The sequence below is a fragment of the Brenneria corticis genome, from assembly GCF_003115855.1.
Classification (GTDB): Bacteria; Pseudomonadota; Gammaproteobacteria; order Enterobacterales; family Enterobacteriaceae; genus Brenneria; species Brenneria corticis.
Genome location: NZ_KZ819089.1, coordinates 73,323 through 86,775 on the forward strand (window position 1 = coordinate 73,323; position 13,453 = coordinate 86,775).

Sequence of the window (13,453 nt, forward strand, 5' to 3'; positions counted from 1 at the left end):
GGTTGCGCACGCGGCAAATCCTTACACTCGTTCTCATTGAACAGAAAGGGGATAGGGCTATGGCGGTGAAGAATATCGTAGCGGTGGATCTCGGCGCCTCGAGCGGACGGGTGATGCTGGCCACGTTTCAGACCACGACGCAGCATCTGGCGCTGAAGGAAATTCACCGCTTCAGTAATCAGCTGATTTTACAGGACAACCATTACGTCTGGGATCTGCCCGCGCTGGAACAGGCAATCCTCACCGGCTTGCGCCAGATAGACGATATGGGGATCCGCCCCGACAGCATCGGTATCGACAGCTGGGGCGTGGATTACGTGCTGCTGGATAAAGCCGGCGCGCTGGTCGGCCTGCCTTACTCCTATCGCGACCACCGCACCGACGGCGTGATGCCGCACGTCGTCGGCGAACTGGGACGGGAAAATATTTATCGGCGCACCGGCATCCAGTTTCTGCCGTTCAATACCCTTTATCAGCTCAAGGCGCTGCGCGACCGGCAGCCCGAATACCTGGAGCAGGCGGAGCATCTGCTGCTGATCCCGGATTATCTGCACTACCGCCTGACCGGGAAGATCACCAGTGAATACACCAACGCCACCACGACACAGCTACTCAATCTGACCGAGCATGACTGGGATGCATCGCTGCTGGCGTATCTGGGGCTCCCGCGGCGCTGGTTTAGCCGCCCGGTGCAACCCGGCCACCCTATCGGTCAATGGACGGCCCCCAGCGGGCGGCGGATTCCGGTTACCGCCGTCGCCACCCACGATACCGCCAGCGCGGTGGCCGCCGCGCCGCTGGATGATGAAAACAGCGCCTACCTCAGTTCCGGCACCTGGTCGCTGATCGGCATCGAGAGCGCCGCCCCCTATAACAACGCCCAGGCGCTGGCCGCCAATATCACCAACGAAGGCGGCATCGACGGCACCTTTCGGGTGCTGAAAAACATTATGGGGCTGTGGCTGCTCCAGCGCGTCTGCCGGGAACAGAACATTCAGAATCTGAACGCGCTGATTAGCCAGGCGGCGCAACTGCCGGAATTTACCAGCCTGATCAATCCCAACGACGCGCGTTTTATCAATCCGCCGTCCATGAGCGAGGAGATCCGCGCCTTTTGCCGCCAATACCGGCAGCCGGTGCCGCAGAGCGACGCCGAACTGGCGCGCTGTATCTTCGATAGTCTGGCCCTGCTTTATCACCAGGCGATTGAGGACATCGGCGCGCTGCGCCGGTCGCCGGTGCGGCAGCTGCATATTGTCGGCGGCGGCAGCCAGAACGCGTTTCTCAACCAGCTCTGCGCCGACGTGTGCCAGATCCCGGTCCTGGCGGGGCCGGTGGAAGCCTCCACGCTCGGCAATATCGGCTGTCAGTTGCTGGCGCTGAACGCCGTCGCCGATTTGCGCCAATTTCGCCGTTTGTTAACCGAGAACTTTCCGCTGCACCGCTACACCCCACGTTCAGATATTGATTTTGCCGGGCATCGGCGTCGCTTCCTGACGCTGTGCCAGACCAATGAGGAGCCGTATGAACAACACTGCAATTGAAACCGCCTGGCATCTGGCGAAGACGCGTTATGCCGGTATAAATGTCGATGTGGATAGCGTACTGGAGCAGTTGGACCAGATCCCCGTGTCCATGCACTGCTGGCAAGGCGACGACGTCGCCGGATTCGAAAATGCCGCCGGCGAACTGACCGGCGGCATTCAGGCCACCGGCAGCTACCCCGGCAAGGCGCGCAACGCCGACGAACTGCGCGCCGATCTGGAGCAGGCATTCACCCTGATCCCCGGTCCCAAGCGGCTGAACCTGCACGCCATTTATCTGGAGTCGCCAAGCGCGGTGCCGCGCAACGCCATCGAACCCCAACACTTCGCCAACTGGGTGGCGTGGGCCAAAACCCACCGCCTCGGGCTGGACTTTAACCCGACATGCTTTTCCCATCCGCTCAGCGGCGACGGTTTTACCCTTTCCCACCCGGATGAAAAGATCCGCCGCTTCTGGATTGAACACTGCCAGGCCAGCCGCCGCATCTCCGCCTACTTTGGCCGCGAGCTGGGCACGCCGTCGGTGATGAATATCTGGGTGCCGGACGGTATGAAGGATCTTACCGTGGACCGTCTGTCCTTCCGCCAGCGTTTGCTGCACGCGCTGGACGAGGTGATTGCCGAACCGCTCGACCCGGCGCACCACATCGACGCCGTAGAGAGCAAACTGTTCGGGCTGGGGGCGGAAAGCTTTACCGTCGGCTCCAACGAATTCTATCTGGGCTATGCCGCCAGCCGCGGCACCGCCCTCTGTCTGGACGCCGGCCACTTCCACCCCACCGAGGTGATTTCCGACAAGATTTCCAGCGCCATACTTTACGTTCCCCGCCTGCTGCTGCACGTCAGCCGCCCGGTGCGCTGGGACAGCGATCACGTGGTGCTGCTGGATGATGAAACACAGGCCATCGCCCATGAGATCGTGCGCCATCGCCTGCTTGACCGCGTGCATATCGGACTGGATTTCTTCGATGCGTCCATCAACCGTATCGCCGCCTGGGTGATCGGCACCCGCAATATGAAAAAAGCCCTGCTGCGCGCCCTGCTGGAGCCGACCGACACGCTGCGCCGGCTGGAGCAGGAAGGCGACTACACCGCCCGCCTGGCCCTGCTGGAAGAACAAAAATCCCTGCCGTGGCAGGCCGTCTGGGAACAATACTGCCAGCGCCACGATGTCGCGCCGGGCAGCGAGTGGCTGCAGCACGTGCGCCAGTATGAACAAACCATCCTCAATCAACGTCAAGGGTAAGATTATGCAAGCGATTCACGCCTCCTGGTTCGTCCGGGGAATGATTAAAGCCACCAGCGATATGTGGCTCAAAGGGTGGGATGAGCGCAACGGCGGCAATGTCAGCCTGCGCCTGACGGCCGAGGACGTTACGCCCTATGAGAGCGACTTTTACCCGCTGCCGCGCCATGAAGCCTTGACTCAGGCGATGCCCGAACTGGCGGACTGCTGGTTTATCGTTACCGGGTCGGGCAAGTTTTTCCGCAATGTGCAACTGGACCCGGCGGATTCGCTGGTGCTGCTGCAGGTGGACCATGACGGCAAGGGCTATCGCATTTTCTGGGGGCTGACCGGGGGAGGATTGCCCACCTCGGAGCTGGCGTCGCATTTCCAGTCGCACATCGTACGTATGGGCGTTACGCAGGGGCATGATCGGGTGATTATGCACTGCCATGCCACCAACCTCATCGCCCTCAGCTACGTACTGGAATTGAACAGCCCGGTATTTACCCGCGAGCTGTGGGAGGGCAGCACCGAATGCCTGGTGGTCTTTCCCGACGGCGTCGGCATCGTGCCGTGGATGGTGCCGGGCACCGATGCCATCGGCACGGCGACCGCCGAACAGATGCAGCGCCACTCGCTGGTGCTATGGCCGTTCCACGGCATCTTCGGCAGCGGTCCGACGCTGGATGAAACCTTCGGCCTGATCGATACCGCCGAAAAATCGGCGGAAGTGATGGTGAAAGTCAGATCGATGGGCGGCAAGAAACAGACCATTTCCACCGAGGAGCTTATCGCCCTGGGCCAACGCTTCGGCGTAACGCCGATGGAAGCCGCGCTGCGCGTGGCGCCGTAAAGCCCGGCGGCACTGCCGTAACGTACAGGAGAGCGCGCCATGTTGCGTAAAGCGTTTGTGATGTCCGTTTTTCCCGGCCGCCACGCCGAGTACCGGCAGCGGCACAACCCTGTCTGGCCGGAGCTGGCCGCGGTGCTGAAAGCCCACGGCGCGCATCGCTACAGTATCTTTCTGGACAAACAGCGTAACCTGTTGTTCGGTTACGTTGAAATCGAGTCAGAAGCGCGCTGGAACGCCGTGGCGCAGACGGAGGTATGTCAGCGCTGGTGGCGGTATATGACCGAGGTGATGCCCGCCAATGCGGACAACAGCCCGGTCAGCGATGAACTTGAATCGGTTTTTTATCTGGAATAGCAAGTAAGCACCGCACCTTCAAGGTCGGCTGCCCGACCGGGAAGCGTGCGGTTTTCCATCCGGCGCCGCAAGCGCGCTACTGCGCCGTCGCAGGCAGATAGCCGACGGATGCCTGATAACCGGCGGATTCGTGATAACCGACGGACTCGTTGACGTGGAACTTATCCACCGTGCGCGACAGCTCCTGCGCCTGATCGCTCAGCGACTTCGCCGCCGCCAGCGCCTGTTGCACCAGCGCCGCGTTCTGCTCGGTGCTCTGATCCATCTGGGAAACCGCCAGATTCACCTGTTCAATCCCCGCGCTCTGTTCCGAGCTGGCCGAACTGATCTCGCCCACCATGGTGGTGACGCGCTGCACGCTCTCGACGATCTCGCTCATGGTATCGCCGGCGCGCTTCACCAGTTCCGTGCCCTCGCCGACTTTGGATACCGAGTCGTCGATCAGGTTTTTGATCTCTTTCGCCGCCGACGCGGAGCGCTGCGCCAGCGTACGCACTTCGCTCGCCACCACCGCGAAGCCCCGGCCTTGTTCGCCCGCGCGCGCCGCTTCCACCGCCGCGTTCAACGCCAGAATGTTGGTCTGAAACGCAATGCCGTTGATCACGCCGGTGATGTCCACGATCTTGCGCGAGGAGACGTCGATGGAGTCCATGGTATCCACCACCTGCTTCACCACCGAGCCGCCGCGCAGCGCCACGTCCGAGGCGGACACCGCCAGTTCGTTGGCGTGGCGCGCGTTCTCGGCGTTCTGCTGCACGGTCGCCGTCAGTTCCTCCATCGCCGCCGCCGTCTGCTCCAGCGCGCTGGCCTGCGATTCGGTGCGCGACGACAGGTCTTCGTTGCCGGTGGCGATTTGCTGCGAGGCGGTGGCGATGGAGTTGGTGCTGCCGCGCACCTGGCTCACCAGATGCGAGAGGTTATCGCGCATGGCGCGGATGGCATACAGGATGCTGGTCTGGTCGCCGGCGCGGGTGCGCACGTCCACCACCAGATTGCCGTCGGCGATCTGCCTGACCACCTCGACCGCGTACTGCGGCTCGCCGCCCAGCTGGCGCAGCAGCGTGCGCAGCATGTTCCACGCCAGCGTCGAAATCACCAGCAGCAACGCCACGCCGATAGAGAGCAGGATAATGGCGTTGCGCCAGAAAGCCTGCTGGATATCATCGATATAGTCGCCATAGCCGATGGTCCAGTCCCAGGGTTCGAATTTGATAATCGCGTACAGCTTCTCAACGGTATCCGTGGCCCCCGGACGCGTGCCGTGGGCTATCACCGTGCCGATGGTGTTGCCCTGCAAGGCCGCGCGATAACGCTCTCCGGCCTCTTTGCCGCCCTTGGCGTCGACGATGCCCACCCGCTTGGGATTAGGATGGACGTAGTTGATATCGTTGGTGAAGCCGCGCACGAAGAAATAGCGATCGCCCTGATGAAAGCTGCTGATGGCCCGCTTGGCATCGGCCTGCGCCGCTTCAGGCGACAGCTGGCCCGCCTTTTCAAGATCGTAGGCCTTCTGCGCGGCGGCATGGGCCAGCTCCACCAGGGTCGAAAGCTGACCGACGCGCTCTTTCATCATCGACTGGTATAGCGTGTTCAACGCCACCGCCGACAGTATAATCAATCCCAACAGCGTGGTACCGCACAGCAGCATAATGCGTGTTTGCAATTTCATAGCGTCTACTCCCTGGCACTTTTCGGATTATTCTTAGGGTAAAAATTTCACTATACATTATGGCTTTAGGTTACACCATAGCTGCCGGGGGGCTAAAACAAGGCGGGCGTTGCCGCCGGGACGATCCACCGATTTTTGCGCCGCCCGGCGACTTAAAACGCCATCACCGCCTGTAACAGATGCCGGGCGTAAGGGTGCCGAACCTGCCCCAGCGTCGCCATATCATCGACCCGTTCAATCACGCGCCCCTGCTGAAGAAAAATGACCCGCTGACACAGATAGGTAATCGCCGTCAGATCGTGGCTGATAAACAGATAGGTCAGCCCCAGCTGCTGTCGCAGGTCCGCCAGCAAATCGAGGATCTGCACCTGCACGGTCACATCCAGCGCGCTGACCGCCTCGTCCAGCACCACAAAATCCGGCTTGCCGGCAATGGCGCGGGCGATGCAGACGCGCTGCATCTGCCCGCCGCTGAGCTGATGCGGGAAACGCTCGCACACCTCTTCCGTCAGCCCGACCTGATCCAGCAGCCCAACGACCTGCCGGCGCACCTCGTCGCGCCGGACGCCGCCGCGCACCAGCAACGGCTCGGACAGGATATGCAGCACGTTCATAAAGGGATTGGCCGACGAGGTGTAATCCTGAAAAACCGCGCTGACGCGCAGCGGTTTTTTCCCGCGCGGCCGCCAGAAGCGCAGCGGCGCATACAGCGGCCGGCCGCCCAGTTTGACCTGCCCGCTTTTCGGCGCTTCCAGCCCCAGTAAAATGCGCCCCAGGGTGCTTTTTCCGCTGCCGCTCTCGCCGATAATTCCCAGGCACTCCCCCGCCCGCACGTCGAACGACACGCCGTGCAGCACCGGCTGCCATGCGCCGCCGCCGTCCTGGGCGCGGTAGCCATGATGCACGTTGTCCACTTCAACCAATATGCTCACCGACTCTCTCCTGGCTCACGCTTTCCGGCCCCTGGCGCGGCGGATTGACCACTATCTGATAACGCTGCTGCAACGCCTGGCGCGACGCCACCAGATAACGGGTATGCTGATGTTGAGGCTGGCGCAGCACCTGCCGCACGTCGCCCTGCTCCACCGCCCGGCCCTGATGCATCACCAGCACCCGGTCGGCAATCCGGTTTACCACGCCGAAATCGTGGGAAATAAACATCATGGTGGTGCCCAGGCGTTCACGTATCGCGCGGAACTCCTCCATAATGTCGTACTGGGTGACCGAGTCGAGCGCGGTGGTGGGCTCATCGGCAATCAGCAGCTGCGGCTCCAGCGCCAGCGCAATGGCGATCATGATCCGTTGCAGCATGCCGCCGCTGATCTGGCTGGGGTATTTATCAAACAGCTGCGTCACGTCGCGCAGACGGACCCGCCGCATCATCTCCAGCGCCATCCCGCGCGCGTCGCGCTGATTCAACGGCAGATGCGCGCGGAAGGTCTCCACCATCTGGCTGCCGAGGGTCTGCAAGGGATCGAAGGCGCTCATCGGATGTTGCAGGATCATACCGATGGTTTTCCCCCGCAGACGGCGCATCGCTTCCGCGTCCTGCGCCAGCAGGTCCGCGCCATCCAGCCAGGCCAGCCCCGAGCGGGTAAACTGCCCGCCCAGCAGCCCCATCAGCGCGCGGCAGGTCAGGCTTTTGCCGCTGCCGCTTTCCCCGACGATGCCCAGACAGGCGTGGCGCGGCAGGGTAAACGAAATATCATGCAGCAGAGCGCGCTCCCCGGACGCCAGCCCGACCCGCAAATTTTCCACCCGTAATAGATCGCTCATCGGTGAGACTCCCTAGGGTCCAGCGCATCGCGCAGACAGTCGCCCAGCAGATTAAATGCCGCCACCACCACCAGAATCGCCAGCCCCGGCGCCAGCATTTGCGTCGGGTGGCTCATCATCACTTTCTGCGCTTCGCTCAGCATCGTGCCCCACTCGGCCGTCGGCGCCTGTACGCCCAGCCCGAGGAACGACAGCGCGGAGATATTCAGGATCACCCAGCCGGTATCCAGCGTCGCCAGCACCACGATCTCCGCCAGGGCATTAGGCAACAGATGGCGCCGCAGGATAAACCCCAGCGGGGTGCCGCTGGCCCGCGAAAACAGGATATAGTTTTTCTGGCTGTGTTTGATCACAATCCCGCGGATCATGCGGGTATACCACGCCCACTTCACCAGGATATTGGCCAGGATCACGTTAAAGATCCCCACGCCCAGGATGCCGACGATCGCCAGGATCATGATCTGGCTGGGAAACGACAGCATCACATCGCAGCAGCGCATCATAACCTCATCCAGCCGCCCGCGAAAATAGCCGGATAAAAAACCGAACAGGCAGCCGATGACGATGGTGATCGCCATGGTGAGCAGCGCCAGAAAAAGCGTGGTGCGCACGCCGAACATCAGGCGCGATAACACACAGCGCCCCAGATGGTCGGAGCCCAGCGGGAAACGCGCGCCGAAGTCGGCGTATTTGCGGGCGATATTGATTTTGTTGGGATCGTTGGGCGCCAGCCACGGGGCGAAAATACCGACGGCCACCACCACCGCCAGCGTCAACAGGCAGAGCAGCGCGACTTTATCGCGCAACAGTTTGTGCGAAAACAGCATATTATCCCTCTTGCCGCAGAGCGGGGTCCATCCAGCGCTGAATGATATCCACCAACAGATTGCAGATCACAAACAGCACGCCCATCATCAGGATATAAGCCTGAATCACCGGATAATCGCGGTTGAAAATAGCCGAAATGCATAACCGCCCCACCCCCGGCCAGGCAAAGATATTTTCGATAATCACCGTTCCGGCCAGCAGTTGCGGAATACTCATCCCCAGCGCGGTAATACTGCTGTGCAGCGAGTTTTTCAGTACGTGGCGCAGGATGATGCTTTTTTCCGTCAGCCCGCGGGCCCGCGCGTAATACACATAGTACTGCTGCATATTTTCCAGCATATTGTTGCGGATCAGGCGGATATAGATCGCCACGTAAACCATGGACAGGGTGACGGCGGGCAGAATGATATGCGAAAAGGTGCCGCTGCCGCTGGTGGGCAGCAAATCCCATGACAGCGCGAACCACCAGATAAGCAGCAGCCCCAGCCAATAGCTGGGCATCGCCGTTCCCAGAAACACCAGCGTGCGCACCAGGCGATCGAAAACGCTGTCTTTAAACACCGCGCTCAACACCCCCAGCGGCACGCTGACGCACAGGATAATGGCCAGCGCCAGCGCGGCCAACGCCAGCGTCGCCGGCAGACAGCGGGCGATCTCGTCCAGCACCAGCCGGTTGTTGACGTAGGAATAGCCAAAATCCAGCCGCGCGGCGTCATACAGCCAGTAGAGATAGCGCAGCGGGAAGGGGCGATCCAGCCCCAGCTGCAGGCGCATCTGCGCGATGGACTCCGGCGTCGGGATGATTTCATTCACCCGCAGAGCGACTTCCGCCGGGTCCGCCGGCACCAGATTCAATAACAAAAAAGAGAGGAACGAGATCCCCAGCAAAATCGGCAACGTCAGCAGCAAACGGCGACGGAGATATCTTTTCACACGGCAACCTATACTTTCACTGGCTTGTCAGACCGCTTACCCGCCGGTTAATCGCGATACATGCGATCAAACGGGATCTCAAATTGCGATGGATTGAAATCCACCCCTTGCAGGCTCTTCACGTACACCGCCCGGTTACGTTCATAGGTCAGCGGAATATAAACCGCTTCTTCATGCAAGGTGGTCAGTACATAGCGATATAATTCCTGACGTTCCTTTTCATCGGTGGTGACCAGCGCGTGCGCAATGCTGCCGTCGATCCGCTTTTTCTGCGCCAGCCCCTGCTGAGCCGCGTAGTCGCCGTAGACCGGCAGTTTCATGCCGGAGAGGAATGACTGCGGATCGTAAGGCGTGCCCCAGGAAATATTAAACACGATATCGAAGCTGCCGGCTTTCTGCCGGTCGCGATAAGCCTGTTCCTCTTCGCCATACAGCCTGAGCTCGATGCCCAGCTCGGCGAACTCGCTTTGCAGATACTCGGCGATGACTTTCTGCGAGGCGGTGTTGCTGTCGTAATAAATGCTGATGGATAACGGCTTACCCTCTTTCTGGCGCCAGGTCTGCCCGCGTTTCTGCTGCCAGCCCGCCGCATCCAGCAGCTTTTTAGCCTGCTCAAGGTCGTAGGCGTAGGGTTGCAGATCGATATTGCTGTACGGCACGTTTTTCGCCAGCAGGGTATCCGCCGGCACTTCGCTGCCGTTAAAAATCCCTTCGGCGATATCGACTTTATTCACCGCGTGCTGCAACGCCTGACGCACGCGCACATCTTTCAGGTTTTCCGCTGTCGTATTAATCAACAACATGCGGGTCGAAACCGGCTCAGATAGTTTCGTAGCGAATTTTTTATCTTTACCCAGTTGGGCGAACGCATCGGCATCGATCATGTTTTTACCGTAGATCAGCTCGATCTCCCCCTTCTGCAAGGCCAGCAAACGGGTTTGCGTATCGGGAATGACCTTCATCACCACTTTTTCCAGCTTCGGCTTTTCACCCCAGTAGAGCGGATTGAGGGTGAATATCGCGTACTCGTCGGTTTTATGCTCGCTCAGCACGTAAGGGCCGGTGCCGATATAGCCGTTAACCCCCTGCTTCGTTCCCCCCTCTTTCATTGCGGCGGGTGAAATAAAGCGCATCGGCCGGGTAACCGCCAGCTCGATCAAAAAGGGGTAATAGGGCTCTTTCAACGTAAAGCGCAGGCGGCGTTCATCCAGCGCTTCCACCTTGTCGATAATGCGCACCATCTCCAGCCAGCCATGCCGTTCGCGGTTAGCCAGTATCGCATCAATGTTCTGTTTCGCCGTTTGGGCGTTGAACGCGGTCCCGTCGCTGAATTTCACGGCGGAGCGCAGCGTAAAGGTATACACCTTGCCGTCCGCCGAGGTTTCCCATTTTTCAGCCAGCCAGGGCTCAATGCCCTGCGGCGTCACTTTCACCAATGATTCATACAGCATGTTCTGCGCCCAGATCTCGCCGGAGTAGATATGCGGGTTGAGATCGCGGGTGTCGCGGAAATTGGCGAAGGTCAGGGATTGGGGCTGCTGAGCGCCAAGCGGCGCGGCGACCAGGGAAGAGAGGCAGAGCAACAATGAGGTAAGGAGCCGGCGGGATTGACGTTTTCCGCCATAAACAGCATCTTTCAATTCAGGCATAGTAATAATCCGTTTACCAAAAAAGCGCCGAAGCGCAAAAAAGTCATGTAAAAGCGCCCGCTATTTTACGGGCGATCGCCCAAATAATACTCATTATCGTTTCTGGAATTATGACTTGGCGCAGAGAAATCGCCGGAATTTATGCCCGCCGGGGACTGAGCGACATAACGGCTTAACGTTACCGCAACGCATATAGCCGCAGCGCAATACCGGGATCAGGCGGGTAATTGCGGCGACTAAATTTCATTACGGCGTAAAATGGTATTACAATCGGGCCGAAACCGTTTCGATTTCCCAATAGCGTGAAAAGCAAGAGCGAGCACCATGACAACCGCAATCCCCGTCGACCTTTTGATGCGCCCGATCACCGCGCAAGACAACGCCGCTATCGCCCGCGTTATCCGCCGTGTTTCCGCCGAATTCGGTTTGACGGCCGACAAAGGCTACACGGTATCCGACCCCGATCTGGACCACCTGTTTGAGCTGTACAATCGGCCGGACAGCGCCTATTGGGTGATTGAGCACCTGGGGGACGTCGTCGGCGGCGGCGGCATCGCGCCGTTGACGGCGGGCGATGAGGACGTATGCGAATTACAGAAAATGTATTTTCTGCCGATTCTGCGCGGCAGAGGCCTGGCCAGGCAGTTAGCCGTACAGGCGCTGGATTTCGCCCGCCGGCGGGGTTTTCGCCGCTGCTATCTGGAAACCACCGGCCACTTGACCAGCGCCATCCGGCTGTATGAATCACTGGGGTTTGAACATATTCCCCACTCCATGGGCCATACCGGCCATACCGATTGCGAAGTCACCATGCTGAAAGTGCTGTAGTCAGCGGCCGGCTTTCCGACCGCGCCGGGAGGGAGGCGCGGCCCGCGGGCGTCTTCACCCCCGCGGTATTGCATAAAGCGAAACGCGGCGATTAATGACGTTTTCCGTCGTCATCTTCGTCGTAGAAATCCTCGTCGGCTCCTTCTTCGCCGTCTTCGCCGTCGGGATCCTCAAAATAGGTGCCCCAGCCGTCATAGTTAACGCCATAACGCTCGGCCAGCGTCAAAAGCTGTTCCACCTGCGCGTCGATCAGCTCCGCGTTCAACGCCACTTCGCTGATGGCGTCGCAGCACATCAGTAAAATCCCGTCTTCCACTTCAAGCTCTTCCGCATCCGTCACTTCGTAACCCAGTTTGAACGCTTCCACGGCGACCTTTTCCAGCACTTCGAACTTCTCGGCGGAGAAATGGTGCTCGATGGTATAGAGCGCATCCGGGTCGCTGCCGTCATCCAGCAGCTCTTCGATGATCAGGCGCGTCTCTTCACGTTGTTCTTCCAGCAATTCGCGGTTGGCCATGCCTCTATCCTCATTAATCGGCGTAATATTGCGTCATTCTCCCACAGCGTCGCGGCCGTCTCCACCATAAAGTTTGCCGCCGACACTTGAAATTGAATAATTACACATATAAAGTGAATTTTAATTCAACATTTAGCGTTGAGCCGCATGGAGATATGCCTCATGAACCCGTTTTACAAGCGTCATTTTTTAAGATTAATGGATTTTACGCCAGTAGAAATTACCGCGCTGTTAGCCCTGTCGGCGCAGCTGAAAGCCGATAAAAAAAGCGGCGCCGAAGTCCGCCGCCTGTCAGGCAAAAACATCGCACTCATCTTCGAAAAAGATTCGACCCGCACTCGTTGCTCTTTCGAAGTTGCTGCGTACGACCAGGGGGCGCAGGTGACCTACCTGGCGCCCAGCGGCAGTCAAATCGGGCATAAGGAGTCCATCAAGGATACCGCGCGCGTTCTGGGCCGCATGTACGACGGCATTCAGTATCGCGGCTACGGTCAGCAGATCGTGGAAACGCTGGCGCAGTATGCCGGCGTCCCGGTGTGGAACGGGCTGACGGACGAATTCCACCCGACGCAGCTGCTGGCGGATTTACTGACCATGCAGGAGCATTCACCCGCCAGGGCGCTGTCCTCCATTAAGCTCGCCTATGTGGGCGACGCCCGCAACAATATGGGCAATACCATGCTGGAGGCGGCCGCTCTCACCGGGCTGGATTTGCGGCTGGTGGCGCCTGAAGCCTGCTGGCCGGAAGCGGGACTGGTGGCGGAATGCCAGGCGGCGGCCAAACGGACCGGCGGCAGCATTACGCTGACGGAAGATATCGCCGCGGGCGTGGCGGGGGTCGACTATATCTATAGCGACGTGTGGGTCTCCATGGGCGAACCCAAGGAGACCTGGCGGCAGCGCATTACGCTGCTGAAACCTTATCAGGTGAATATGGCGATGATCGCCGCCACTGGTAATCCCCAGGTGAAATTCCTGCACTGCCTGCCGGCGTTCCATGACGACCAGACCACGCTCGGCAAACAGATGGCCGAGCAGTACGGACTACAGGGCGGAATGGAAGTCACGGACGAGGTGTTCGAATCCGCGCACAGCATCGTGTTCGATCAGGCGGAAAACCGCATGCACACCATTAAAGCGGTGATGGTGGCGACGCTAAGCCAGGATTAGCGCGTCCCGGCCTCCTCCCCTTCGCCGGCTGTCTCTATACACAAATCCAAGGAACCCTCTAGAGGCCATGTGTATTCTGGTCTTGGGTTCATTCTTGGTTCTTT

General features: G+C 59.8%; 13 protein-coding genes. 6 read left to right on the forward strand and 7 right to left on the reverse strand.

Going from position 1 to position 13,453, the window contains the following annotated elements; all coding sequences use genetic code 11:
* The first annotated feature begins 59 nt into the window (after nucleotides 1-59).
* Genes rhaB through rhaM form a run of 4 tightly spaced genes read left to right on the forward strand, consistent with a single transcriptional unit; the run spans nucleotide 60 to nucleotide 3,979 of the window.
* Entirely contained in the window at nucleotides 60-1,544 is a 1,485-nt protein-coding gene (gene rhaB, locus DDT56_RS18640) for a rhamnulokinase (RefSeq protein ID WP_136167912.1), read from the forward strand.
* Nucleotides 1,525-2,790 carry an L-rhamnose isomerase gene (locus DDT56_RS18645; RefSeq protein ID WP_136167913.1) on the forward strand — a complete coding sequence of 422 codons (1,266 nt, stop codon included), beginning with the start codon at nucleotides 1,525-1,527 and terminating at the stop codon, nucleotides 2,788-2,790. The genes rhaB and DDT56_RS18645 overlap by 20 nt, the downstream gene beginning before the upstream one ends.
* A gap of 4 nt (nucleotides 2,791-2,794) precedes the next feature.
* Nucleotides 2,795-3,625 carry a rhamnulose-1-phosphate aldolase gene (rhaD, locus tag DDT56_RS18650; RefSeq protein ID WP_136167914.1) on the forward strand — a complete coding sequence of 277 codons (831 nt, stop codon included), beginning with the start codon at nucleotides 2,795-2,797 and terminating at the stop codon, nucleotides 3,623-3,625.
* 39 nt (nucleotides 3,626-3,664) lie between these two features.
* A complete protein-coding gene (rhaM, locus tag DDT56_RS18655) occupies nucleotides 3,665-3,979 on the forward strand; it encodes an L-rhamnose mutarotase (protein WP_136167915.1) in 315 nt (104 codons plus the stop codon).
* Between the two features lie 76 nt (nucleotides 3,980-4,055).
* Here rhaM and DDT56_RS18660 read toward each other — a convergent pair whose 3' ends face one another.
* From DDT56_RS18660 to nikA, 6 genes are all read right to left on the reverse strand, one after another.
* Complete coding sequence (locus DDT56_RS18660; protein ID WP_136167916.1) at nucleotides 4,056-5,648, reverse strand: methyl-accepting chemotaxis protein; 1,593 nt, start codon at nucleotides 5,646-5,648, stop codon at nucleotides 4,056-4,058.
* A 152-nt stretch (nucleotides 5,649-5,800) separates the two neighbouring features.
* Nucleotides 5,801-6,580 (reverse strand): ABC transporter ATP-binding protein, encoded by a 780-nt coding sequence (locus tag DDT56_RS18665; RefSeq protein ID WP_136167917.1) that lies wholly within the window; start codon nucleotides 6,578-6,580, stop codon nucleotides 5,801-5,803.
* On the reverse strand, nucleotides 6,564-7,424 hold the full coding sequence (locus tag DDT56_RS18670) for an ABC transporter ATP-binding protein (protein WP_136167918.1): 861 nt from the start codon (nucleotides 7,422-7,424) through the stop codon (nucleotides 6,564-6,566). The genes DDT56_RS18665 and DDT56_RS18670 overlap by 17 nt, the downstream gene beginning before the upstream one ends.
* Nucleotides 7,421-8,251 carry a nickel/cobalt ABC transporter permease gene (gene opp1C / locus DDT56_RS18675; protein ID WP_136167919.1) on the reverse strand — a complete coding sequence of 277 codons (831 nt, stop codon included), beginning with the start codon at nucleotides 8,249-8,251 and terminating at the stop codon, nucleotides 7,421-7,423. Before opp1C ends, DDT56_RS18670 begins: the two co-directional genes overlap by 4 nt.
* A gap of 1 nt (nucleotide 8,252) precedes the next feature.
* On the reverse strand, nucleotides 8,253-9,185 hold the full coding sequence (gene opp1B, locus DDT56_RS18680; RefSeq protein ID WP_136167920.1) for a nickel/cobalt ABC transporter permease: 933 nt from the start codon (nucleotides 9,183-9,185) through the stop codon (nucleotides 8,253-8,255).
* 47 nt (nucleotides 9,186-9,232) lie between these two features.
* Nucleotides 9,233-10,834: a nickel ABC transporter substrate-binding protein gene (gene nikA / locus DDT56_RS18685; protein WP_136167921.1), complete on the reverse strand. Its 1,602-nt coding sequence runs from the start codon at nucleotides 10,832-10,834 to the stop codon at nucleotides 9,233-9,235.
* Between the two features lie 324 nt (nucleotides 10,835-11,158).
* Here nikA and DDT56_RS18690 point away from each other — a divergent pair, with 324 nt between their 5' ends.
* Nucleotides 11,159-11,662 (forward strand): GNAT family N-acetyltransferase, encoded by a 504-nt coding sequence (locus tag DDT56_RS18690; RefSeq protein ID WP_136167922.1) that lies wholly within the window; start codon nucleotides 11,159-11,161, stop codon nucleotides 11,660-11,662.
* 91 nt (nucleotides 11,663-11,753) lie between these two features.
* On the opposite strand, the gene rraB is transcribed toward DDT56_RS18690, so the two are convergent.
* Nucleotides 11,754-12,179 carry a ribonuclease E inhibitor RraB gene (rraB, locus tag DDT56_RS18695; protein WP_136167923.1) on the reverse strand — a complete coding sequence of 142 codons (426 nt, stop codon included), beginning with the start codon at nucleotides 12,177-12,179 and terminating at the stop codon, nucleotides 11,754-11,756.
* 162 nt (nucleotides 12,180-12,341) lie between these two features.
* On the opposite strand from rraB, the gene argF reads away from it, so the two are divergent.
* Entirely contained in the window at nucleotides 12,342-13,349 is a 1,008-nt protein-coding gene (gene argF, locus DDT56_RS18700) for an ornithine carbamoyltransferase (RefSeq protein ID WP_136167924.1), read from the forward strand.
* Nucleotides 13,350-13,453: the final 104 nt, after the last annotated feature.